The sequence below is a fragment of the Desulfovibrio oxyclinae DSM 11498 genome (genome assembly GCF_000375485.1).
In the GTDB taxonomy this organism is placed as follows: Bacteria; Desulfobacterota; Desulfovibrionia; order Desulfovibrionales; family Desulfovibrionaceae; genus Pseudodesulfovibrio; species Pseudodesulfovibrio oxyclinae.
On record NZ_AQXE01000004.1, the window covers coordinates 120,481 to 141,839 of the forward strand.

Annotated in this window: 18 protein-coding genes; 7 read left to right on the forward strand and 11 right to left on the reverse strand. The window is 59.4% G+C overall.

The annotated features are described in order from the left end of the window. Positions 1-97 precede the first annotated feature (97 nt). From B149_RS0105900 to B149_RS0105950, 11 genes are all read right to left on the reverse strand, one after another. The gene (locus B149_RS0105900) at positions 98-886 is read right to left on the reverse strand and encodes a hypothetical protein (protein WP_018124253.1); all 789 of its coding nucleotides are present in this window, start codon (positions 884-886) and stop codon (positions 98-100) included. A gap of 1 nt (position 887) precedes the next feature. Next, positions 888-1,640: a cytidylyltransferase domain-containing protein gene (locus tag B149_RS17840; RefSeq protein ID WP_018124254.1), complete on the reverse strand. Its 753-nt coding sequence runs from the start codon at positions 1,638-1,640 to the stop codon at positions 888-890. A 117-nt stretch (positions 1,641-1,757) separates the two neighbouring features. After that, positions 1,758-3,320: a hypothetical protein gene (locus B149_RS0105910; protein WP_018124255.1), complete on the reverse strand. Its 1,563-nt coding sequence runs from the start codon at positions 3,318-3,320 to the stop codon at positions 1,758-1,760. Positions 3,321-3,322: 2 nt separating this feature from the next. Continuing rightward, entirely contained in the window at positions 3,323-4,798 is a 1,476-nt protein-coding gene (locus B149_RS0105915) for a B12-binding domain-containing radical SAM protein (RefSeq protein WP_018124256.1), read from the reverse strand. Beyond that, positions 4,795-5,100 carry a hypothetical protein gene (locus tag B149_RS0105920; RefSeq protein WP_018124257.1) on the reverse strand — a complete coding sequence of 102 codons (306 nt, stop codon included), beginning with the start codon at positions 5,098-5,100 and terminating at the stop codon, positions 4,795-4,797. The genes B149_RS0105915 and B149_RS0105920 overlap by 4 nt, the downstream gene beginning before the upstream one ends. A 52-nt stretch (positions 5,101-5,152) precedes the next feature. Continuing rightward, complete coding sequence (locus tag B149_RS0105925) at positions 5,153-6,208, reverse strand: ATP-grasp domain-containing protein (RefSeq protein WP_018124258.1); 1,056 nt, start codon at positions 6,206-6,208, stop codon at positions 5,153-5,155. Between the two features lie 13 nt (positions 6,209-6,221). Next, on the reverse strand, positions 6,222-6,896 hold the full coding sequence (locus tag B149_RS17845) for a metallophosphoesterase family protein (RefSeq protein WP_018124259.1): 675 nt from the start codon (positions 6,894-6,896) through the stop codon (positions 6,222-6,224). Further along, positions 6,893-8,779 (reverse strand): asparagine synthase (glutamine-hydrolyzing), encoded by a 1,887-nt coding sequence (gene asnB / locus B149_RS0105935; RefSeq protein ID WP_018124260.1) that lies wholly within the window; start codon positions 8,777-8,779, stop codon positions 6,893-6,895. The genes B149_RS17845 and asnB overlap by 4 nt, the downstream gene beginning before the upstream one ends. A gap of 3 nt (positions 8,780-8,782) precedes the next feature. Further along, a complete protein-coding gene (locus B149_RS17850; RefSeq protein ID WP_018124261.1) occupies positions 8,783-10,510 on the reverse strand; it encodes a methionyl-tRNA formyltransferase in 1,728 nt (575 codons plus the stop codon). Beyond that, entirely contained in the window at positions 10,510-11,613 is a 1,104-nt protein-coding gene (locus B149_RS0105945) for a DegT/DnrJ/EryC1/StrS family aminotransferase (RefSeq protein WP_018124262.1), read from the reverse strand. The genes B149_RS17850 and B149_RS0105945 overlap by 1 nt, the downstream gene beginning before the upstream one ends. A 1-nt stretch (position 11,614) precedes the next feature. Further along, the gene (locus tag B149_RS0105950; RefSeq protein WP_018124263.1) at positions 11,615-12,619 is read right to left on the reverse strand and encodes an NAD-dependent epimerase/dehydratase family protein; all 1,005 of its coding nucleotides are present in this window, start codon (positions 12,617-12,619) and stop codon (positions 11,615-11,617) included. 343 nt (positions 12,620-12,962) lie between these two features. On the opposite strand from B149_RS0105950, the gene B149_RS16580 reads away from it, so the two are divergent. The 7 genes from B149_RS16580 (at position 12,963) to hisG (ending at position 21,185) form a co-directional block, all read left to right on the forward strand. Then, positions 12,963-13,994 carry an elongator complex protein 3 gene (locus tag B149_RS16580; RefSeq protein ID WP_083909161.1) on the forward strand — a complete coding sequence of 344 codons (1,032 nt, stop codon included), beginning with the start codon at positions 12,963-12,965 and terminating at the stop codon, positions 13,992-13,994. A 61-nt stretch (positions 13,995-14,055) separates the two neighbouring features. Beyond that, the gene (locus B149_RS0105960; RefSeq protein ID WP_018124265.1) at positions 14,056-15,183 is read left to right on the forward strand and encodes an amidohydrolase family protein; all 1,128 of its coding nucleotides are present in this window, start codon (positions 14,056-14,058) and stop codon (positions 15,181-15,183) included. A gap of 797 nt (positions 15,184-15,980) precedes the next feature. Further along, positions 15,981-16,913 carry an aspartate carbamoyltransferase catalytic subunit gene (locus tag B149_RS0105965; protein ID WP_018124266.1) on the forward strand — a complete coding sequence of 311 codons (933 nt, stop codon included), beginning with the start codon at positions 15,981-15,983 and terminating at the stop codon, positions 16,911-16,913. Between the two features lie 12 nt (positions 16,914-16,925). Continuing rightward, a complete protein-coding gene (locus B149_RS0105970) occupies positions 16,926-18,212 on the forward strand; it encodes a dihydroorotase (RefSeq protein ID WP_018124267.1) in 1,287 nt (428 codons plus the stop codon). Positions 18,213-18,276: 64 nt separating this feature from the next. Further along, complete coding sequence (locus tag B149_RS0105975; protein ID WP_018124268.1) at positions 18,277-19,605, forward strand: HD domain-containing protein; 1,329 nt, start codon at positions 18,277-18,279, stop codon at positions 19,603-19,605. 330 nt (positions 19,606-19,935) lie between these two features. Continuing rightward, positions 19,936-20,307 carry a phosphoribosyl-AMP cyclohydrolase gene (hisI, locus tag B149_RS0105980; RefSeq protein WP_018124269.1) on the forward strand — a complete coding sequence of 124 codons (372 nt, stop codon included), beginning with the start codon at positions 19,936-19,938 and terminating at the stop codon, positions 20,305-20,307. Further along, positions 20,307-21,185 (forward strand): ATP phosphoribosyltransferase, encoded by an 879-nt coding sequence (gene hisG / locus B149_RS0105985; RefSeq protein WP_018124270.1) that lies wholly within the window; start codon positions 20,307-20,309, stop codon positions 21,183-21,185. Before hisI ends, hisG begins: the two co-directional genes overlap by 1 nt. Positions 21,186-21,359 lie beyond the last annotated feature (174 nt).

Below are 21,359 nucleotides of genomic sequence, written 5' to 3' on the forward strand. Positions count from 1 at the left end.
TCCTTAGATGGTCGTCTCGCAAGAAAAGGGGCGAAAACTGAAACAGGTGACCATGTCTTGTGCTACGGATCTGTCTTTGTGAGCTGTTTTTCTCATGCTAAACCGCCAGATTCCTCGAACAAAGCTCTTCCATATCAGCGCTTAAAGCCTGCCTCATCCTGTCGAGGAAGCCCGACTGCAGGTGAAGCGGTTGCCTGGGGCTGAAGTTGAAGAGGTTGAAACGGTAGAACATGTTTAGGGTCTGGTCGTCTTCGGTGTCGTGGTGCAGTTGTGTGTGTTGATGTGTCTGGCCGCGTTCAGGGACACCCTTGATGCCGATGACGGCATCGTCCTGCATATACAGCGTTGGCAAGTGTTGGCTGCCGGCAATGGTGCAGCTTCCGGTTGATGATTTGACGGATGCCGCCAACGATGAAGCTTGAAAATCCTTCCAGCCGAGAAATGCTTTCCCTGTCTGCTCTTTCGGAGCGGGCAGCGCCTTCAGCCAATATGGATTGATGTTGGCGGGCACTTTGCGCGCGCAGCGCGCCACACAGGGCGCTTCAAGTCTCGCGAAGCGACGGCTGAAAGATTCCAGACGGGAGCGCGAGAGCACTCCGTCGAACGGGCAAAGCACGATGACAGGCTGGTTTGCAGCGCCGAGTTCATCAGCAAGAGTGGTCCAGCCTGTGTCTGCCTTGATCGCCGCGTTTATGCGGCTGGCAAGTGCTCCTGTCTTTTCGGAAAGATCACGTTTTTCGCCTACAAGGTTTGTAATGCTGCAAGGGCCCAAGTGTTTTTCAGCCAGAGCGGCAGTCCAGCGCACAAGAACAGTGGAAAAATCACGGGATTCGAGGAGAGAGGCTGTCCGCGGCGAATCGGTTTGCGCGTGGATGTATACATGCATTTTATAATCCGAAATCGTAAAGATCGTTTTCAAGGACATATTTCGCCATCTCGAAGTCCTGTTTGGTGTCAATGTCGATCAACTCCACCGGGTCATCGATGTACTGTATGCAGCACTTTTCAATGTTCTTCTTGATGAGGAGTTCACCGGAGAAATTGCCAAGGGTCTTGGCTGGGAGGCATCCGGTTCGGGGTGCACAGCCCTGAAGGACGGGATGCCCGTTTTCGTCGGCATAGGGCGAAAGCATGGCGTCGGCGCGGAGGGCGGTGTAGGCGGCTCCGTTTGCGAGGAGTTGGTCAACCAGGTGCTGAATGGCGTTCAGGTTGCGAAAGGGGGAGGTGGGCATGAGCGTGATGATCGCCTTGAGCGGATAGTCCGCATCAACAAAGTGCCGCACCAGATAGTATGTTGCCCATGTTATGGAAGAGTGGTCCTTGGCGAGCTCCGCGGGACGCAGGAAAGGGGCATTCACGCCGTACTGTTCGGCGATGGAGGCATAGTGGGCGGAGTCGGTGTTTATGATGACCTGATCCACGCCGCGCAGTCGCTTGGCGATCTGGGCGGTATAAGCAAGAAGCGGCTTGCCGCACAGGTCCATGACGTTCTTGTTCTTTAGGCGCGACGAGTTCATTCGCGCCGGAATCTGAACGACGACCTTGGACAGCTCCAGCTCTTTTTGCTGAGCCCATTTCAGAAGCGAAAGCTCCTGATTATGGAAGTAGCGTGCTACAAAGTCTGCTTTTTGCTTGAGCATGGTTTTCCTGTTCGGATCGGTTCGCAAAGCATCTCGAAAAGAGTGTCGCCCATGGTTGTTTCAATGCGGTATGCAGCATCGGTCCTACAATGTGACCCGGTGAATGACGCATCCATTTTACTGCAAGTCCTCTTTGGGTTTGCTGTAAATGGTGTAGCCGTTGGAATCAAAAACAGGCTCCCAGTCAGAAAAGTCGTATTCAATTGCGTTTTCCGCGAGTGCTTTTTTCAAAAAAGCCTTGTCAACGATGATGGTGTCCACCCCGTAGCGTTCGGTGAACACTTCAAGATCCTGGCATGGGAGTTCAAGCCACGGCATCTCCGCGTCCCTGTGCTTCATGCCGTGTTTTTCATGCATTGTGAGCTTGAAATAGTAGGCGTGGTCCGCAGTGCTGGCATACGAGTAGTAGGTGGAAAGCTTCATGGGGATGGTGAGGATTCGCAGCCCCTCATGTTCATCCAGATACTTGACGATTTCATCGTCCGCTTCGGGAACCAGTGCCTTTTTGATCACCGCGAAGTTCGTGTAAGCGAGATTGCAAAGGGTGAATACGCCCTGAAGCAGGATCAGGAGCATGGCAGGGCCGAATTGAATCGAGCCTGACGCGAACTGGCTTGCCAGCACCAAAGCGCCGAATGGGGTCGCGTATTCGAAATAGCGTTCCGCCTGACCAAGAAAGGAGAGCTTCTTGGTGGATGTCAGCAAAAACACGCAAGCCAACGAGAAGACCACGGCCAGAGAGAAATGCTCGAAAGAAGAGGCAGCTGTGGAGACTGGATGCATGAACGCATAAACGGCAACCCAGAAAAGCGGGAAGGAATACAAAGCGATCAGGTAGCTGTTGCGCCGGAAAAGAATGCCAAAGAAGATGTCCTTATTCTTTTTCCACCAACTGGGCAGCTCAAGCAGGTCGCGAAGACTGTTCCGGCCCATGGCCGTGGTCCCTTTCTGGGCGTTGCGGCAGTACCAGCGTTTGTGCTCCAGCATATGGCGGACATTGTCCTGAATGCCTTTGCATATCATCCAGTCACACCTGTACAGGGCAAGAAGGACAAGCAACGTGCATAACGCCACCCCGAGGGGCAGCATGGACAGGGTGAACAGGGACAGGAAGGGCGCTGAAAGCATCATGGCTTGTATGCCGAACTGCGAGGTCGTGAGGATGAGTATGGTCAGCACCACGGCAACGGGGCCGAAAACGAGGGGCTGCTGCATCCCCAGCCAGAGGGCGAGAAACAGGCCCATGAGGAGAATGTTGCCCAGCGAGCGCGCCCCGAGGGATTTGATGCGCGCGGTTATGGGCAGCAGACAGGGAGAGGTGGTCACCGCAAGCGCGGCCAGCGCAGCGGGAGAGACGGGAAGCTGCGACGTCTCCGGCAGCCACAGACGCGCCACGCCCCAAGTGGCGGCGATCAGCACAAGGTCGTAGGCAATGTTCAGAAGTTTGCCGACCGCCTTCCACTGGCGCTGCGGAAAGCGGCTGATGATCCAGTGAGCCAGCATGGGGTATCCGAAGTGGCCTTGCATGACGGAGTCCGGCGGGTCATTGTCGAAGAAGTTGTCCTTGCGGCTGCGCAGGCGGACGAATGCCAGATGCGTCATGTCGTCGGTGGTGTAGCCGCTCAGAAACACGAACCGCATCATGAAGGCGAGAAGCAGGATAGAGACGAGTTCCACCATGACTACTCGAATCCTCCCATGATTTTCTTGATTTCCAGGCTGATGCGCGTGAGGCTGCGCCGAGTCTCCACGATTTTCTCGGGTGTCAGGTACCTGTTGAGGGCATTGTCCTCGTTGCTGCGCATGACATTGTCCTGAATCAGCGATCTGATAGGAGCGAAAAGCGGGTGAAGCGCTTCGGGGATGTGGTAATGCTCAAGCAGGCTGATGCTGTTGAGGGCAAGCGCGTGCGAGCGGAGTTTCTCGAAGTTCAGGTCATCGAAGGAAGGGCCGTAGAGCTTGTTCTGCAAGGCCGCGTTCATGCGGAAGTTATAGATATCGCTCAATTCTTCCAGAGTAATCGTGCTGGCGACATCGGGGAAGTACTGCTTCTGCAGCGCCGTTTCCATGAGCGGATGATAGTTGTTCAGGTTAATCCTGAGCATCTTGAAACGGTCCATGTACCCGCATGCCTTGCGCACATCTTCCTGAATGCTGTCGCGGGTCTGCCATGGCAGCCCGAGCAGCAGGCATCCCGTCAGGGTGATCTCGTAGGTTTCACCAAGCTGGAAGAGGTATTCCAGTTTATCTACGGAGTACTTCTTGTTGAAACGCCGCAGGCTGTCTTCGTGAAAGCTTTCCAGACCGAAGAAGAGGTTGCTGACCCCGGTCTCGACGCATTTCTTGAAGATCTCCTCGTCGGCATCGCGCACCGTGACGTCGAGGTTGCTGGCGAGACGAACGCCCATGGAGCGAAGCATGTCCATGATTGCAAAAGCGCGTTCCTTGTTGAAAAAGAAATTCCTGTCCTTCAGTTGCAGGGGGGTGTCCCCGTAGACTTCAAGAATATGCTCCACGTCCTGCCGAACCTTCTCCAGATCGCGTTCCGAATACCGCGCGCCCTGATCCTGCAGCATGTTGTTGTAGCAAAAGGAGCAGTTCATGGGGCAGCCGAAGGTTGTCCTGTAGCCAGAGACGTAACCATTTCCGATGTACTTTTCCGGGGTGCTGACCCGGGAGAGATCCAGAGGCCAGGCGTTCCAGTCGCAGATTCCGTTTGCGTCCCTTACCTCTTCAACTCCCTTGCCGGGTTTATCGGTGCAGAAGGCTTCGGCGGCCTTGCGAAGATCGGATCCTGAAACAATGATGTCGAACGGCTGGAATCGTTCCGGATAATGGTCGACCAGTGTGGAAGCCCAGTAGCCGCCGCTTGCCAGTCGCACGTCGCTGCGGCGGCGAATTGCATCCGCGAGCTGGAAGTATTCAAGAAGCGTCTGGCAGCTTTTGTAAGAGGCGCTCTCCCAAAGAATGACACATGTCTTGTCCGGAGCCATCCCGGCGATGTCCTCGGCGCAGGCCTCAAGCTCGTCGGGCAGCACGGAGCGGATTTCAATGTCCTTGGCGCCGTGCTCTGTCAGGGCTTCGGCAAGGAAGCATTCCTCGATGGGGAGGAAACCGGGAACATCTTTGCGTACATTCAGAATGATAAATCGTTTCATGATGCGACTCCTTGGCAGTCCGCTCCACATGTGCTGTCTCTGGTTTCAAGCCGGTTGTTCCTGCGTGAACGATGCACCGGGCCGTAATTCAATTCAAAACGGGCCGTTATCGTCTCTTCCAAAACACTGCGCCGAATATCGGTGCCCGGCTCATGGCCTTCTCTGAGCGGGGTCAGGGAAAAGGTGCCGGAGGGGGTGCTGTCGAGAATCCTGCCGCCGGCCATCAGGGTGGACAGAATGGTGCCGGTGCCGTCGGCCTCGACTCTGGACGGGTCCGCTTTGCCGGTTCGGGAAAGGTTCATGACGACCTCGTTTGTTCAGCACTGTTGAAGGTTGAGAGCACAGGGCAAAGGGTCAGTCCGCGATCCAGTGTTCGACAAGAGACCGCAGGATAGTCCCTTCGCGATAGGAGAATCCGGGAGTGACCTCTTCGCCCAGCACCTCCCGCCGAATGAGAACTTCGGGTTCGTTGTAGCCCGCCATGGCACGCAGCGAAGTCGTCCCCGAAAACCGCGGGTTGATTTCAAAGACCTTCACCGCGCCGTCAACCACCCGGCACTGGACGTTGACCGGGGCTTCGGCGCCGAGAACGGACGCTATGGATTCGCACACCTGCGTGACTTCCGGCCACTTTCCCACCTCGCCCTGACTGATGCCGCTGGAGATGGTCAGCTGTGGGCCGAGGTCCGCTCTGCCGGTCCGGTTGGGAACCCTGAAGCGCGTGCTGATGGCGCCTTCAACCAGACGCCGCACGCCGATGGAGTTGAGCAGTTCGCCGTCGCGGCCGAACAGCACCCCTACGGTATACTCTTCTTCGGCGGTTCCCATATACTCCTGCGCCAGCACTTCCGGGCAGAAGCCGAGAAGGTACTCGGCCAGAAATTCCAGTTCGCGCTGGTCCTGCGCAATGTAGACATGTGCCGAACCGCCTCCCCCCGAGGAAGGCTTGAGCACGGCTGGGAGAAAATCAACCTGTTCCGTGTCATCTACCGAGGTAATGGATACGTAGCGGGGCGGTTCGAAACCCTTTTCCATAAGCAACGCGTTGGTGCGTGCCTTGTTTTGGCAGATGTCGAGGACCCGGGGCGGATTGACCGGAAAGAACACGCCGTTTTTTTCCAGCCGCTCCCGGTTCTGCGAAAAAACCGTCATCTCCTGCTCGCATCCGTGGAAGACGGCCTGAATACCGTGTGCTTCAATGACGCGCTCAAGCGATTCAAGGTAGTCGGGAGCCCCGGCAGGCGGAAGCGTCACGAACTCATCCGAAATAGCTCTGCCCGAACTGCGGGAGGTCATGTCCGAGCCGACGATGTGATAGTCGAGCTCTCCATGCCTCAATGCCTTGAGGATCTGCTGGCCGTGGCTGGTTCCGCCGAGGGCCGTGACCAGAACGCGTATTTTTTCCGACATGGTAGCTCCCTGTTCAGGATTCGGGGTATTGGGCGATACGGTTGATAATTTCTTCGTGAAGCGACAGCCGGGCGGCCGCTTTGCGCGTCTCGGTCCCTATGGGGAAACGAATCAGTTCGCCGTGTCCGGTGCCGGTATCCAGCACTGCTGCGGAGCCGAGGCCACCGGGATGGCGGGGCAGGGCGCAGCTTCCCGTATTGATGAACGTTTTGCCCCCGACTTCGCGCAGGTCGGCCCGGTGGGTGTGGCCCATGACCACCACGTCCGCATCCACGTCGAAAAACGGTTCCAGCGAAGTGTCCGGGTAGATGTATTCCCGCAGCGGTTCTCTTGGTGATCCGTGCACCATGAGAATCCTTACGTCGTCCTGTTCGATGCGAAGGCTCTGCGGAAGTTGCGACACCCACTCAAGCTGGACGGGCGAAGCCTGACGCGCGGTGGTTCCCAGCTGCGTCATGGGGTCTTTTGCTGGATCCTGTTCGTCCAGAAGCAGCATGGCTTCATGGTTGCCCTTCAGGCAGGGGATGCTTTCGCGACGCAGCGCGTCCGCAGCGCTCCAACCGGGGAAATATCCGACGCTGTCTCCAAGGTGAAAAATCTGCTCGGCACCGTGTCGACGCAAAGCCTCAAGTCCTTTTTCCAACGCTTCGAAGCAGCCGTGCGAGTCCGAGAGGAAACCAAGGATCATGCCGCCCCCTTGAACTGCCGCAGCCACTGCTCGACGTTGAGCAGGGACCAGATGAGCAGGCGCCGGTTCTGTGTCCCTTCCAGATGCTCCATGACCAGCTTCCGCACGGCGTCGGGGTCGAGGAACTCATAAATGGCCGCATCGTTCTTGATAAGGGTTTCGGCCACGAAGCGGATGCTGTCGCCCTTGAACCATGACGCGTCGGGCGCGGAAAAGCCCTGCTTGATGTTCATGGTGATGTCCTCGGGCACGAAACGGGAGGCCAGACGTCGCAGCAGGCGCTTGCCGTCGTTGGTCTTCTGGAAATACCGCTTGAACTTGGGTCCGACCTCGTTCTCGTTCATGGAGACGACATGGTGCAGGTTGTTGAGCTTCATGCTCACGGGCACCTTGGTGGCGAAGTCCACGAGGTCGTTGTCCAGAAACGGCACGCGGTTCTCCAGCCCGTGGGCCATGGAGAGCTTGTCTTCCACCACCAGCAGGCCGTGCAGGAAGGTCTTGGCTTCGAAATACAGGGAGTTGTTCACCGCCTGCTCCGGGGTGCAGGGCAGGGTCCGGCGCTGGCCGAACACGTCGCAGAAGATGTCCCGCGTCCAGACGTGTTTTACTTCGGACCAGACGGGCGCGAAGACCTGCTGGATGAGTCGGTTGGGAATCAGCCGCTGCCAGAAGACGTAATACTGATCCACATAGTGTTCGAAGTCGTCGCAGACCAGCGCCCTGTAATAGCGCCACGGATAGCCGCCGAACAACTCGTCGCCGCCGGAACCGCTCAGGACCACCTTGACGAAGCGCGAGGCGAGCTTGGCCGCGTAGAAATTCGGGTAGCTCTGGCCCACGCGCGGCTCTTCCAGATGCCGGGTCAGATCCGGCAGGCAGCGTTCCATGTCGCCGGCCTTGAGCACCATCTCGTAATGCTCGGTCTTGAACATGTACGACATGCGCTCTGCCGTGGCCCGTTCGTCAAAGGTCAGCTCCAGCCCCGAGGCCGAACTCAGGTCGAAGCCGCAGGTGAAGCTCTTGATGTAGGACTGCTCACCGGCCGCCACGGCGGAAATGGATCCGGAGTCGATGCCGCCGGAGAGGTAGGCGCCCAACTCCACGTCGCTGACCATCTGTCGCTTCACCGCATTGTTGAAGAGGTGGTCGAGCTCTTCGAGATATTCGTCCTCGGTCAGATGCGTGTCCGGCTCCGTGAAGTCGAAATCCCAGTAGCGACGAAGCGAAAGCTCGCCACCGACAGCGTCCGCGCCGAGGGTGGCGGTGCAGCCCGGGTGAAAGAGCCTGACGCCCTTGGACAGGGTCTTGTCCGTGAAGAAATTCTGGAAGGTGAAGTATTCGAGCAGCCCTTCGAAGTCGATCTCCCGTCGCGCCTCGGGGTGCGCGAGGATGGCCTTCTGCTCGGAGCCGAACAGAAAGGTGCGGCCGAAGAAGGCGTAGTAGAGCGGCTTGATGCCGTAGCGGTCCCGCGCCAGAAAAAGTTCGCGCCTGCGGTCGTCCCACACGGCAAAGGCGAACATGCCGTTGAAGCGCTCCACGCAGCGTGCGCCCCACTCGGCGTAGGCCTTGAGCACCACCTCGGTGTCGGATGTGGAGCGAAAGCTGTGGCCACGGTGTTCCAGATCCTGACGGAGTTCCCGGAAATTGTAGAGTTCGCCATTGTAGGAAATGGAGAACCGGCCGTCGCCGGTTCGCATAGGCTGCGCTCCGGTCGGGGAGAGGTCCAGAATGGCCAGCCGCCGGTGTCCGAGCCCGGCGGGGCCGCTGACGAAAACCCCTTCGCCGTCCGGGCCGCGATGGGCGATGGCGTCGGTCATGCCCTGCAACGCTTCATGCGACGGGTTCCTGCCCGAAAGATCGAGTATTCCGCAGATGCCGCACATGATCTAACTCCGGGGCCCTTCGTGGAATTGTTGCCACAGGCTGTTGGACGAGCGCAGGTAGCTGTCCTGCTCTGCGCCTCGCTTTTTCAGAATCCGCGCGAGAATCTCCGTGGTCCTCACGGGCTCGTCCCACATCCACCACATGGGGTGCACGAGTATTTGCAGCCTGTCCCACTGGCCTGAGCGGATCATCTCACCGGGGTGCCCCTCGCGCCAGTGGGCGTTGCTCTCGCTGATGTACTTGGTCTCCGGCAGCATGAAGCGCGGATCGTAGCCGCTGACGTAGGCGTCCGTGCGGGGCGCGCGGTTGACCACCTCGGCAGGCGGGTTGTGGAAAGTGACCATGTTGCCGATCTCCACCGGGCACGCCTTGCGGAAAAGCTCCAACTCGGCAGTCACCGCGGCGTCGATGTCGTCAGGGGCGTCCGGGATGCGGCTCGGATCGCAGTGCAGGCCGATGCGGTGCCCCAACTGCGCGATGGCCCTGATGGCGGCTGCGGTCTCCGGCTCCAGAATATTGTACAGTCCGCCCCGGAGCATGAAGAAATATGCTGCGCAAAAACCCTTTTCATGTTCCATGCGGGCCATCTCCAACGCCATGGCCGGGCTCTTGTCCACGTCGTGGCGCAGGAAAAGGGTGCGCCCGGCCGTCAACGGCTCATCATAGAAGCCGCATTCGTAGCCGCCGTCCGAAAGGGCGTCCAGAAGCTGCGAGTACTGCCTGCGGGTGAAGCCGAACCCTTCGTGGTCTGTCTGGGCATACATGGCTTCAAGCTTTTCCAGACTGCGGTTGTGCTCGCTGTGCAAAACGTTGTCCTCGGCGGGCGTCCAACCATCCGGGGAGTCCCAGTCGGACACAAAATAGCTCCCATCGCCCGCTTTGACCGCAAAAGTGCCGTCGTGGAACGCGCCCACCACGGTGCCGGGAGTTGCATCATCAAAGCGCAGGCTGGTGTCGAAGGGCGCGCCGCCCCAGACATTGATGCGGGTGCCGTCACAGGTGGTATACGCTCCGGGATACGGTCTTGATACGGCGCGCACGAGCCTGTCGATGCGTTCTACCGGTTCACGCCAGTCAATGACGCCGTCTTCGGGCGTGCGCTTGGGGTAGTAGGTGGGTGTCACGTCCTGCGGCTGCGGATGCGTTGGCGCGGTGCCGTCCAGCAGCGCGGGCAGGTGCTCCAAAAGCAGCCTGATCTGGCTCAGGGTGTTCTTGTGCCGCAGGCTCCGGATGGTGTCGCGCTCGGTGATGTCGAAACGCTGGGTGCCGACGATCTCGCCGGAATCCACGCCGGGGTCGTACTTGAAAAGGTTCGTGTAGAAGCGGTCCCTGCCTTCGATGATGGACCAGTTCATGGGGGAGCGGCCGCGGCCTCTCGGCAGCGGTTCCGCGCTGCCGTGCATTCCGAAGGCTCCGATGCTCAGGGTTTCGAGAAACCACTCGGGAAACAGCCGCTGCCACCCGGCGGAGATGAGCAGGTCGATGCCAATGTCCTCGAACTGGCGTCTGCTGGCGTCGTCCTTCATGGCGTAGGTGGCGGGGTGCACCACCGGGACCCCGAGGCTTTCGGCCAGCGGGCGCAAGTCCTGATAGTCGGCAATTCCGTCGCTGTGGGAAGCGTCCATGTGCAGCAGGCAGGCCACGTCGTATCCCGCTTGGCGCACGGCGCGCAGGGTGTCTGCGCAGGTGGACTGGTTGCCCGCTATGGCGATGGTCTTGCCGCGGTTCATCACAGCACCTTCTTTAGTGTTTCGAGCACCTTGTCCTGCTCCGCCTCGGTCATGCCGTGATACAGGGGCAGGGCGAGAGCCTCGTTGTACGCCCGGATGCTGCCGCTCATGTCGCCTTCGATGCGGCAAAGGGGATTGTCGGCAAAGGCTTCGTGCATATGCAGGGAGAAAGTGCCGATCTGCACCTCGATGCCCGCCGCGCGCATGTCCGCCATGACGCGGTCGCGCTCGGGGACGAACACGCAGAAGGTCTGCCACGAGTGTTCGCCGTCCGGAGTGATGGCGGGCAGGGAGATTCCGTCCGCCCCGTCGAGCTTTTCCCGGTAGACGTCGGCCAGCCTGCGGCGTTCGGCGAGCAGGTCGTTGACCATGCCCATCTGCTCAAGGCCAACTGCCGCCAGCAGGTTGCTCATCTTGTAATTGGTGCCGATGCGGCTGAACTGCGATCCTGCCCTCGAAGTGGCCGCGCCCATGCCGAAATGCTTGTAGGAATGCATCCACTCGGCCCATTCGGTGTTGTTCGTGGTCACGGTGCCGCCTTCGCCCGTGGTGATGAACTTGCGCGGGTGGTGGCTGAAGACCGAGATGTCGGCCAATGCGCCGGTCATGATGCCGTCAAAGGATGAACCGAGGGCGCACGCGGCGTCCTCAACCATGTATAGTCCGTGCCGCTGCCTGATTTCGTTCAGCCGCTTCCAGTCCAGTGGGTTGCCGAACAGGGAGACCGGGATGACGGCCCGCGTCCTTTCGGTGACGGCGGCTTCCAGCGCATCGCTGTCCATGAGCATGGTGTCGGGATCGACGTCCACGATGACGGCGGTGGCCCCAACGATGTTCACCACGGACGCGGTGGCCGGGTAGGTGTAGTCCGGCACGATAACCTCGTGACCCGGACCGATGCCCAGCGCGCGCAGGGCCAGCTCAAGGCCGGTGGTGCAGGAGGTTACCGCGAGGCAGCGCGCCGCGCCGCAGAATCCGGCGATGCGTTGCTCGAATTCGCGGGTCACGGGTCCTTCGGTGAGATAGCCGGAGTCGAGCACCTGCGTGACGCGCTCCTTGAGGGCGTCGGTGATCACCGGTTTGATGAGCGGAATCTCGTACATGCTATCTGGCCTTCCTGCGCCTGCGGTCCACTTCCTCGATGTGGTTCTTGCGCCACTCGATGAGCTCGGACAGCCCTTCGCGCAGCTGCTTCTCGGCCTTGAAGTCGATCTCCTGCTCGGCTTTTTCCGGGCAGCCCACGCGGTTTTTCACGAAGGTCAGCCCACCGGGCTTGTATTCGATTTCGAGATCGGAGCCGGTCAGCTCCAGGAGCAGTTCGGCCAGCTGCTTGATGGAGGTCTTGATGCCGGTGCCGACGTTGTAGAAGCTGTCGGTGGCGTCGGATTTCATGGCGCAGATGTTGGCGCGGGCGCAGTCGCCCACGTACACGAAGTCGTAGGACTGGGAACCGTCGCCGTAGACCACCGGCGGAAGCCCCTGGTCCAGCCTGTCGAGAATCTTCATGATCACCGCAATGTAGGTGCCCTGATAGTCCTGACGCGGGCCGTACACGTTCATGTAGCGCAGCCCGTTGTAGTCGAAGGCCTGATCCGTATCCTTGTAGCGGTGGTGCAGGGAGCGGCACATGTGCTCGCCCGCGATCTTGGTGGCGCCGTAGAAATTGGTGTTGTTATAGGGGTGGTCTTCCTTCATGGGCTCGGAAACCGCGTCGCCGTAAACCGAGGCGGAAGAGGAGTAGACCAGCTTTTTGACGCCGTTGTTCAGCATGGCTTCGAGGACGTTGAAGGTGCCGCCTATGTTGACCTCGAAGGCGGAACGTGGAAAATCGTAGCAGTGCAGCAGCCACAGGGCGGCGAGGTGGAACACCCCGTCCACGTCCTTCATGGCGGCATCGAGAATGTCGCGGTGCAGCAGCTCCCCGCCGAGGTCGTAGATGTTTACACGCGGGTCTTTCAGGGCCGAGGCGAGGTTCTCCTCGCTGCCGCGCGTGAGGTTGTCGTAGACGCGGACTTCCCTGACGCCTTCGTCCAGAAGTTGATCCACGAGATGGGAGCCGATGAACCCGGCGCCCCCGATGACCAGCATTGTCTTGTCCTTGAGATCCATGTTTGCGCTCGCTGTTTCGTTTGGTAGAGGTCGAAGATGTATAGCAAGGCTCATGCCACGGCGGGTGAGCCCGGGGGCCGCTTCAGGGTCAGTCTCGGCAACTGTATAGCCAACAAAACCGTTTATCAACCTGTTGATCGATTCATCGACGGTTTCTTGCAGGGACTTTATGCCTCACGCCCGGATGGGAAAACCTTTCCATGTCCGTCAATATCCCGGCAGGCAATGTTTGCCCGGTGTTTGTGGAGGGGCGCCTCATCTCATCGCGCCATGGCGCGGCAAGAAATAAAGGGAAGACCGATAAAGCGAACCAATCATGCACTTAATGATTCCAGCCCCAAGGATGCAGAGGCGAAAGAATTCGCTTTTCCCGGTGTTTATCCCCTTCGCAGGGTGTCCGCACCGGTGCGTGTTCTGTTCGCAGAACGCCCAGACAGGACAGAAGCCGCGACCGCTCTCCGAGGTGCTGCAACAACTGGACACCGACCTTGCCGAGGCCCGCAATGCCGGACGCGGCCCCTATGAACTGGGATTCTTCGGCGGCACCTTCACCGCATTGCCGGAGCCGTGGCCCGAAAGGTTTCTCGCTGTCGCGGCACGTCATCGCGAGACAGGCACCGTTTCCGGCGTCCGCTGCTCCACTCGCCCGGACGCGACATCACCGGAAACGCTCGCCCGGCTCAGGAAGCTGGGACTCGATACGGTCGAACTCGGCATACAGAGCTTCGACGGCGACGCGCTTTGCAAATCCGGCAGAGGCTACGACGGCGAGACCGCGCGCAACGCCTGCGAGAACGTGCGTCGGTCCGGACTGAGGCTCGGCATTCAGCTCATGCCCGGGTTGCCCGGCGATCGGCCCGGCGTGTTCCGAAATGACGTGGACCTCGCCCTACGGTTGGTCCCGGACTGCGTGCGGCTGTATCCCTGCGTGGTCATGGAAGGCACGCCGCTTGCCGATACATGGCGCAACGGCGAATATCATCCATGGCCCCTTGCCCGTGCAGTGGACGAACTGGCCGATGCCCTGAACCGATTTCGCGGAGCGAGCATTCCGGTCATCCGTATGGGACTGGCCCCGGAAACGGAAATGAACGCCTCGCTGCTGGATGGCCCATGGCATCCCGCCTTCGGCCAGTCAGTCAAGGCTCTCGCCCTGTATCGCCATCTCAAGCCGCATCTGGAAAATCTCACCGCCCCCATCACCCTCGCAGTGCCAAGGCGACTTCAAGGAGAATTGCTCGGTCACGCCAACGAACTGTTGCCAAAATATGAAGCCCTCGGCCTGCCGCGCCACGCCATACGCTTCGAGGAGCGCGACGACTTCCTGCTCGAAAACCTGCAAACGACTGTGGACCCCGAAGACAAAATCCGTTAGTCACCATGCAGCCGCGCGCAGCGGAGGGTTCCGTTGCGCCAAAAAACCGACGAATCGGAACATGACCGAACTGCACCGCGCTGCACGCGCACTGACGCTGGTCCCCGGACAGCCGCCCATCATTGATGCGGCAATTCTCGTCCGCAATGAGACCATCATAGAGGTCGGCACCTACGCCGACCTGTCCCGCACTTTTTCCGGCAGAACCGTCGATCACCATGACGCCACCCTCGTCCCCGCGCTGATCAACGCACACTGCCATCTCGAACTCTCGCACCTCGAAGGACAGACCATAAACGGCACCGGCTTCGTCCCGTGGGTCGAACACCTGCTCTCGCTCCCCCTCATGGACCCGGACCCGGAAACCGTCCGCGAAGCATGCCGAAAAATGAAACGATCCGGAACCGCGATGGTCGGGGACATCGCCACCCGTTTTCCAGAAACAATGGCCGGAATCCTTCAGGAAACCGGCCTTTTTTTCGTCTCCTTCGCCGAAGCCATAGGCGAACAGATCCCAGACTCCACCATCCCCGGCGGCCACTACGAACTCGGCAGACACTCAGCCGCAGGACACAGCCTCTACACCACCCACACCAAGCTCCTGCAAGCCGCCAAACAGGAAACCACAGCCCGCAACCTGCCGTTTTCCCTGCACCTGTCCGAACATGAAGACGAACTCAACATCATGCTCGGCAACCAAAGCGATTTTCTCGACATGCTCCAGTCCAGAGGAAGGCTCCTCGACTTTAATCCACCCGGCAAACGCCCAGTACAACACGCAAACGATCTAGGCCTGCTTGACAAACAGACGCTTGCCATTCACTGCGTGCAACTCGACGAAGCCGATATCCAAATCCTCGCAAAGACCGGAGCCACCGTCTGCCTCTGCCCCCGCTCCAACAGATTCATAGGAGTCGGCCGCGCCCCATGGGAAAAACTGCATCAAGCCAATATCCCACTCTGTCTCGGCACCGACTCCATTGCCTCGAACCACGATCTCAATCTCTGGAACGAAGCCCTGTATCTCAAGCAACACTGGCAAGGCAGACTGGAACTAGAAGATATTTTAAAGATGATGGCACCGAATCCCGCACGCATCCTCGGCGAGGATCGACTCGGAACCATCGAACCCGGCAAGGCCGCACGCTTCGCCAAAGTGCCGCAGGACGTGCTGGAAGCCTTCCGGTAACGGTGCCTCCGGCGGGCGGGGCTCTGCCCCTGCACCCCGCCAAAGGGGCGGGCCCCCTTTGGAATCCCTGAGTTGTCAGCGGCGATGCTGCTGCCGGGGGTAGGGGGACGCCAGAGTCGCGTTTGCGCAGCCTCGCCGCTGACGGGGTGGGCAGGAAGATTTTGTGGTTTATTGAAGTAGGTGATGGCTGGGGCTGCGGAATGTTTACAATCGTGCGTCCGTCTTTAGCGTTCCGCCAAGCCGACTACGGATTCGGGCTTTCGGTGAGCCGAGGCCCGGCTTGGCAAGCCAAAAAGTTTTGGGAGATTCTTAAGAACCCTTTCCCAAAAGGGTTCTTAAGCCCCCGGAGGGAACATGCCTCCGGGGGGCGGGGCTCTGCCCCTGCACCCCGCCAAAGGGGCGGCCCCCCTTTTGAATCCCTGAGTTGTCAGCGGCGATGCTGCTGCCGGGGGTGGGGGGACGCCAGAGTCGCGTTTGCGCAGCCTCGCCGCTGACGGGGTGGGCAGGAAGTTTTTTGTGGTTTGTTGGAGTCGGTGATGGTTTGAGCGGTTGGGGGATGAAGTAGCTCCACCGTCTTTAGCGTTCCGCCAAGCCGACTACGGATTCGGGCTTTCGGTGAGCCGAGGCCCGGCTTGGCAGGCCAAAAAGTTTTGGGAGATTCTTAAGAACCCTTTCTCAAAAGGGTTCTTAAGCCCCCGGAGGGATCAGGTCGCCGTGGGCGACGAACCGTTCGGGTTGTGATAGTGTATTAAGGTAATAGAGAAGAGATATCGGCCTAGGCCGTCGGAGGCAGAGACATGCAGTGGTTGCACAAGGATTTGTTGGACGTTTCGCAGTTGTCGCGATCGGAGGTGATGTCGCTTTTCGAGACGGCGCGGCATTTTCAGGAGATCAACGAGCGTCCTGTGAAGAAGGTTCCGACGTTGCGGGGCCGCAGCGTGGTGTTGTTTTTTGCCGAGCCGAGCACTCGCACGAAGACGAGTTTCGATGTGGCGGGCAAGCGGTTGTCGGCGGACACGTTTTCGTTGGCCAAGAGTTCTTCTAGTCTGACGAAGGGCGAGACGTTGAAGGACACGGCGTTGACGTTGCAGGCAATGGCTCCGGACGCCATTGTGATTCGTCACTGGTGTTCGGGTGCGGCCCGGTTCATGGCGGACCTGTTGGATTGCAGCATCATCAATGCCGGTGACGGGCGTCACGCGCATCCTACGCAGGCGTTGCTGGATGGTTTTACGTTGTATCAGGAGTGGGGCGATCTTTCCGGCAAGACGGTGTTGATTCTTGGTGACGTGACGCACTCGCGGGTGGCTCGTTCCAACGTGATTCTTTTGAACAAGATGGGTGCCCGGGTTCGGATATGTGCTCCGCGGACGCTTTTGCCTCGCACGGTGAAGTCTTGGCGGGCCGAGGTGTTCCATGATCTGGACGAGGCTGTTCGTGATGTGGATGCGGTGATGTGCCTGCGGTTGCAGTTGGAGCGGCAGAAGCAGGGGCTGTTGCCGGATCTGCGGGAGTATGCTTCGACGTACGGGCTTTCGGCGCGGCATCTGGAGAAGGCCTCGCGGGACGTGCGGGTGCTGCATCCGGGGCCGATGAACCGGGGTGTGGAGATCGCTTCCGACTTGGCGGACGCGGACTGCTCATTGGTGCTTGATCAGGTGGCCAACGGGGTGTCCATGCGTATGGCGCTGCTTTTCCAGTATATGACCCGCAAGGGCGGGGAAGAATAGGAGACCGGGGATATGTCCAGAATGGATTTGCTGGTTCGTCGGGCCATGTTCGAGGGCCGCGAGGTGGACGTGATCGTGAACGAGGGGCGCATCGTGGAGATTCGCGACTGCTCTGCCGAGATCGATCTTGAGGAATTCGAGCAGGTGGAGGATGCGTACGGGCTGCAGCTCATGGCGAGCATGACGGACGTGCATGTGCATCTTCGCGAGCCGGGTTTCGAGTACAAGGAGGACATTCGGTCCGGTCTCGGTGCTGCGGCGTGGGGCGGATTCGGCAACGTGCTTTGCATGGCGAACACCAGTCCGGTGAACGATTCGGCTTCGGTGACCGAGGCCATGCAGGAGAAGGCGAATATTTACTGGCCCGAGGGGCCGAGGCTCTTTCCCATCGGCGCGTTGACCAAGGGGCTGAAGGGCGATGAACTGGCACCTGTTGCAGAGCTTCGTGACGCGGGGTGTGTTGCGGTCTCCAACGACGGGGTGCCGGTGAAGAACACCGATCTTTTCCGCAAGGCCATGGATTACGCGGCCAACTTCGGCATGACGGTCATCGACCATTGCGAGGACCCGTATATGGCTGTGGGTGTCGGAGTGAACGAGGGCGAGGTGTCCGACCGCCTCGGTCTGGCGGGTCAGCCGGACGTTGCCGAGGCGCTTCAGGTCTCGCGTGATGTGCTGCTGGCCGAGTATCTCGACATCCCGATTCATCTGGCGCACGTCTCCTGCGAGAAGGCCGTTGAGATCATCCGACAGGCCAAGGCTCGCGGGGTGAAGGTCACTGCGGAGACGTGTCCGCATTACCTGCTGCTCACGGACGAGTGGCTGGCGGAGCCGGAGAACGAGTACAGCGCCATGGGCAAGGTCAATCCGCCGCTTCGCACGGAACGTGACCGGCAGGCCATGATCGCGGCGCTCAATGACGGCACCATCGACTTTCTTGCCACCGACCATGCGCCGCATGGAATGCATGAGAAGGAAGTGGAGATGGATGTGGCGCCCTGCGGCATTTCCGGGCTGGACACGGCTCTGGCGGCCACGTGGGCGCTGGTGCAGGACGGCACGCTTTCCCGCGAGGCGTTCGACCGTGCGTGGGTGACCGGTCCGGCGCAGACGTTCGGCTTGCCCGTGAACCGTTTCCAGCCGGGCGATACGGCGGACTTTTTCCTGTTTGATCCCGAAGAGGAGTGGGTGGTCGGCCCAGGCACCATGCATTCCAAGGGAAAGAACACGCCGCTGGCCGGGACCACCCTGAAAGGGCGGGTGAAAACTCATTTTCTTGCAGGGAAAAAAATAGTATAGGGAACCCTGCGTCCGCCCGGACGACTCCCGCTAAGGATAAATTATTCCGCAAGGAAGGAGATATATGAGCCAGCCTTTCAAAGAAGCCGTGGGTTTTTGCAAAACCATCATGCGAAACGGCTTTGACGCCTATGTCATCAATGCGCGCCTTCAGGAACTGACCCTCGCAGAGACCGGGGCCGAGCAGGAACTGGACATCTGCACCGAGGCCACCCTCGAAGAGCTGCAGCGGATGTTCCCGAACATCCAGCCTTCGCAGGACAAGGGCATCGTGGGAACCTTCACCGAAGGCGGAGTGACCTACTATTTCTACCCGGCCGACGTGGAGTTGAGTTCCTATACGGAAGACACGGTCTCCAAGATGACCCCGCGTCTGCTCAAGCGTCTTGAAGCACGCGGCGACATTCCTCTGTCCTCGGTCTGCCCGTACATCCCTAAGGCCAAGGATATGTATGCGGACTTCGCGGACCTGTCCTCCGGCGTCATCCGTTTCAAGGGGATCGCCGACGAGGCCCTGAAAAAGGATTATTCTCTGGCCTACCGCGCCTTGCGTTTTGCGGCCAACTACAATCTGGAGATCGAGCCCAACAGTTGGATCGCCATTGTGCGTAATTCCCGTCGCGTGCTCGACTACGTACCCACACGCGAGTTCATCGACGAGTGGCGCAAGGTCGAGGCCGAGAGCATGTACAAGTTCCTTGAGCTGCTCTTCGAGTCCATGCTGCTGCACGGCCTCGTGCCGGAACTCGCGGCCCTGTCGCGCGTGAAGCAGATCAAGAATGCCGAGGAAGGCGAGGAATCGGTCCTGCAACATACCATCGACGTCATGAAGGCCTATCCCGAGGAGCTGCCTTACGACTGGTACGGCACCGTGGCCTGCATGTTCCACGACGTGGGCAAGCTCTATACTGCCGACTACTACGACGAAGAATGGCACTTCCTCCAGCATCACCGCGTGGGAGCCAAGGTCACCCGCAAGATTCTCAAGCGTCTGAGCTTCATGCCCGAAGACATCGACCTGATCTGCGACCTCGTGCAGAACCACATGCGTCCGCATTTCATGCTCACCGACCGGGGCATCCGCCGCCTCAAGTCGCTGGACGAGTATCCCCGCGTCATGGAAATGGTCCGCGCCGACATCAAGGCCCGCGACGGCTCCTGGCGCGAGTTCAACCACAACCTCAAGATGGCCGAACGTGCGGACATCCCCGAGGACGAGATCGAACCGCTGCTTAACGGCAACCAGATCATGCAGGCCACCGGCCTCAAGCCCGGCCCGCAGGTTGGCGCCATCCGCGACGCGCTGCTCAAGGCGCAGATCGCCGACGACGTGCATACCGAGGAACAGGCAATCGCATTTGCCAAGGCCTACAAGGTCCGCCACGGCATGTAAGCAGCGTTTGCAAAAAAGATAAAAAAGGGCCTCGCGTCATGCGAAGGCCCTTTTTTTGTGGCGGATGGGACTGGAAGCATGGTTTGAAATGCGGATTGCGGGGCTATAAAGTATGAATTTCTGCCGTTTTCAACGAGGCAGAGTGAGAGCGCAGTGATGATTCGCTAAAAAGGACGCTCGGGAGACTCGACGGGTAAATGTTGCTCGATCGTTGCAGGCCGTACACCCGCAGCTGATAATCAGCTATTGCGTAACTCGCCATGACTCGTTATGTAATCAGGCCCGACCCGCCGCCCGGGTCGCATAGTATACATTTACAAAGGTGTAAAAATGAGACCAGACTTCGAGAAGATGAACGGCTTGGTTCCCGCCATCGCACAGGACGCCGAAAGCGGCGAAGTCCTGATGATGGCTTACATGAACGAGGAATCGTGGGATAAGACGCTGGAGACGGGAGAGGTGCATTACTACTCTCGCTCGCGCAAGAAGCTTTGGCATAAGGGCGGCACTTCGGGACATGTACAGAAGCTTCATTCCATCCGTCTGGATTGCGACGACGACACCATACTCTTGCTTATCGAACAGATCGGCGGTGCGGCCTGCCACAAGGGGTACCGCAGCTGTTTTTATCGTGAATTGAAGGACGGGGAAGTCACTGAGTGCTCCCCCGTGGTTTTTGATCCCAAGGAGGTCTACAAGTAATGTCCGGAAACAATCTTCGACTCGGTGTTCCCAAGGGTTCCCTTCAGGAAGCAACGACCAAACTGTTCGCCAAGGCCGGCTGGAACATCCGTCTGCACCACCGGAATTACTTCCCCGACATCGATGACCCCGAACTGACCTGCTCCCTCGCTCGCGCGCAGGAGATGGGCATGTACGTGGAGCGCGGCACCTTCGACGTGGGACTGACCGGTAAGGACTGGGTCATGGAGAACAGCTCCGACGTGGTCGTCGTGGACGACCTCATGTACTCCAAGGTCTCCAATCGTCCGGCCCGCTGGGTGCTCTGCGTCAACGGCAGCTCCCCCTTCAAGCGCCCCGAGGACCTCGAAGGCTGCAAGATCGCCACCGAGCTCGTCGGTTTCACCAAAAGCTACTTCGAGTCCATCGGGGTGAACGTGGAAGTCATGTTTTCCTGGGGAACCACCGAAGCCAAGGTGGTGGAAGGCCTCTGCGACGCCATCGTGGAGATCACCGAGACCGGCACAACCATCAAGGCCAACGGCCTGCGCATCATCGCCGAACTGATGCAGACCAACACTCAGCTCATCGCCAACAAGGACGCCTGGAACGATCCGTGGAAGCGCAAGAAGATCGAAGAGATAAACATGCTGCTTCAGGGCGCCCTCAGGGCCGAGAAGATGGTCGGTCTCAAGATGAACCTGCCCAAGGACAAGATGGCCGACGCACAGGACCTGCTGCCCGCCGTCACCTCGCCCACCGTGGCCGAACTCCAGGACGGCAGCTGGCTTTCGGTGGAAATCGTCATTGAAGAAGCCGTGGTGCGCGACATCATCCCCCAGCTCAAAGACCTCGGCGCGGAAGGCATCATCGAATATCCGCTCAACAAAGTCGTCTAACAATACGCTCCACTATAGAAAAGGCCGCCCTCCATCTGGAGGGCGGCCTTTTTGTGTGAGTGTCATCTATGGCAGGGACGCACCTTTGCCTCCGGCGGGCCCTTCAGGCGGACCCTTTCAGGGGGACCAAAGGGGCGGGCCCCCTTTGAAATCCCTGGGTTGTCAGCAGGGTTG

What these genes read in the sequence shown, in the direction of transcription:
- B149_RS0105920 (WP_018124257.1), bottom strand. Translation starts at nt 5,100, where the DNA reads ATGAACCTTTCCCGAACCGGCAAAGCGGACCCGTCCAGAGTCGAGGCC.
- hisG (WP_018124270.1), top strand. Translation starts at nt 20,307, where the DNA reads ATGTCCGGAAACAATCTTCGACTCGGTGTTCCCAAGGGTTCCCTTCAG.
- B149_RS0105925 (WP_018124258.1), bottom strand. Translation starts at nt 6,208, where the DNA reads ATGTCGGAAAAAATACGCGTTCTGGTCACGGCCCTCGGCGGAACCAGC.
- B149_RS0105950 (WP_018124263.1), bottom strand. Translation starts at nt 12,619, where the DNA reads ATGGATCTCAAGGACAAGACAATGCTGGTCATCGGGGGCGCCGGGTTC.
- hisI (WP_018124269.1), top strand. Translation starts at nt 19,936, where the DNA reads ATGAGACCAGACTTCGAGAAGATGAACGGCTTGGTTCCCGCCATCGCA.
- B149_RS0105915 (WP_018124256.1), bottom strand. Translation starts at nt 4,798, where the DNA reads ATGAAACGATTTATCATTCTGAATGTACGCAAAGATGTTCCCGGTTTC.
- B149_RS17840 (WP_018124254.1), bottom strand. Translation starts at nt 1,640, where the DNA reads ATGCTCAAGCAAAAAGCAGACTTTGTAGCACGCTACTTCCATAATCAG.
- B149_RS17845 (WP_018124259.1), bottom strand. Translation starts at nt 6,896, where the DNA reads ATGATCCTTGGTTTCCTCTCGGACTCGCACGGCTGCTTCGAAGCGTTG.
- B149_RS0105970 (WP_018124267.1), top strand. Translation starts at nt 16,926, where the DNA reads ATGTCCAGAATGGATTTGCTGGTTCGTCGGGCCATGTTCGAGGGCCGC.
- B149_RS0105965 (WP_018124266.1), top strand. Translation starts at nt 15,981, where the DNA reads ATGCAGTGGTTGCACAAGGATTTGTTGGACGTTTCGCAGTTGTCGCGA.
- B149_RS17850 (WP_018124261.1), bottom strand. Translation starts at nt 10,510, where the DNA reads ATGAACCGCGGCAAGACCATCGCCATAGCGGGCAACCAGTCCACCTGC.
- B149_RS0105910 (WP_018124255.1), bottom strand. Translation starts at nt 3,320, where the DNA reads ATGGTGGAACTCGTCTCTATCCTGCTTCTCGCCTTCATGATGCGGTTC.
- B149_RS0105960 (WP_018124265.1), top strand. Translation starts at nt 14,056, where the DNA reads ATGACCGAACTGCACCGCGCTGCACGCGCACTGACGCTGGTCCCCGGA.
- B149_RS0105945 (WP_018124262.1), bottom strand. Translation starts at nt 11,613, where the DNA reads ATGTACGAGATTCCGCTCATCAAACCGGTGATCACCGACGCCCTCAAG.
- B149_RS16580 (WP_083909161.1), top strand. Translation starts at nt 12,963, where the DNA reads ATGCAGAGGCGAAAGAATTCGCTTTTCCCGGTGTTTATCCCCTTCGCA.
- B149_RS0105975 (WP_018124268.1), top strand. Translation starts at nt 18,277, where the DNA reads ATGAGCCAGCCTTTCAAAGAAGCCGTGGGTTTTTGCAAAACCATCATG.
- asnB (WP_018124260.1), bottom strand. Translation starts at nt 8,779, where the DNA reads ATGTGCGGCATCTGCGGAATACTCGATCTTTCGGGCAGGAACCCGTCG.
- B149_RS0105900 (WP_018124253.1), bottom strand. Translation starts at nt 886, where the DNA reads ATGCATGTATACATCCACGCGCAAACCGATTCGCCGCGGACAGCCTCT.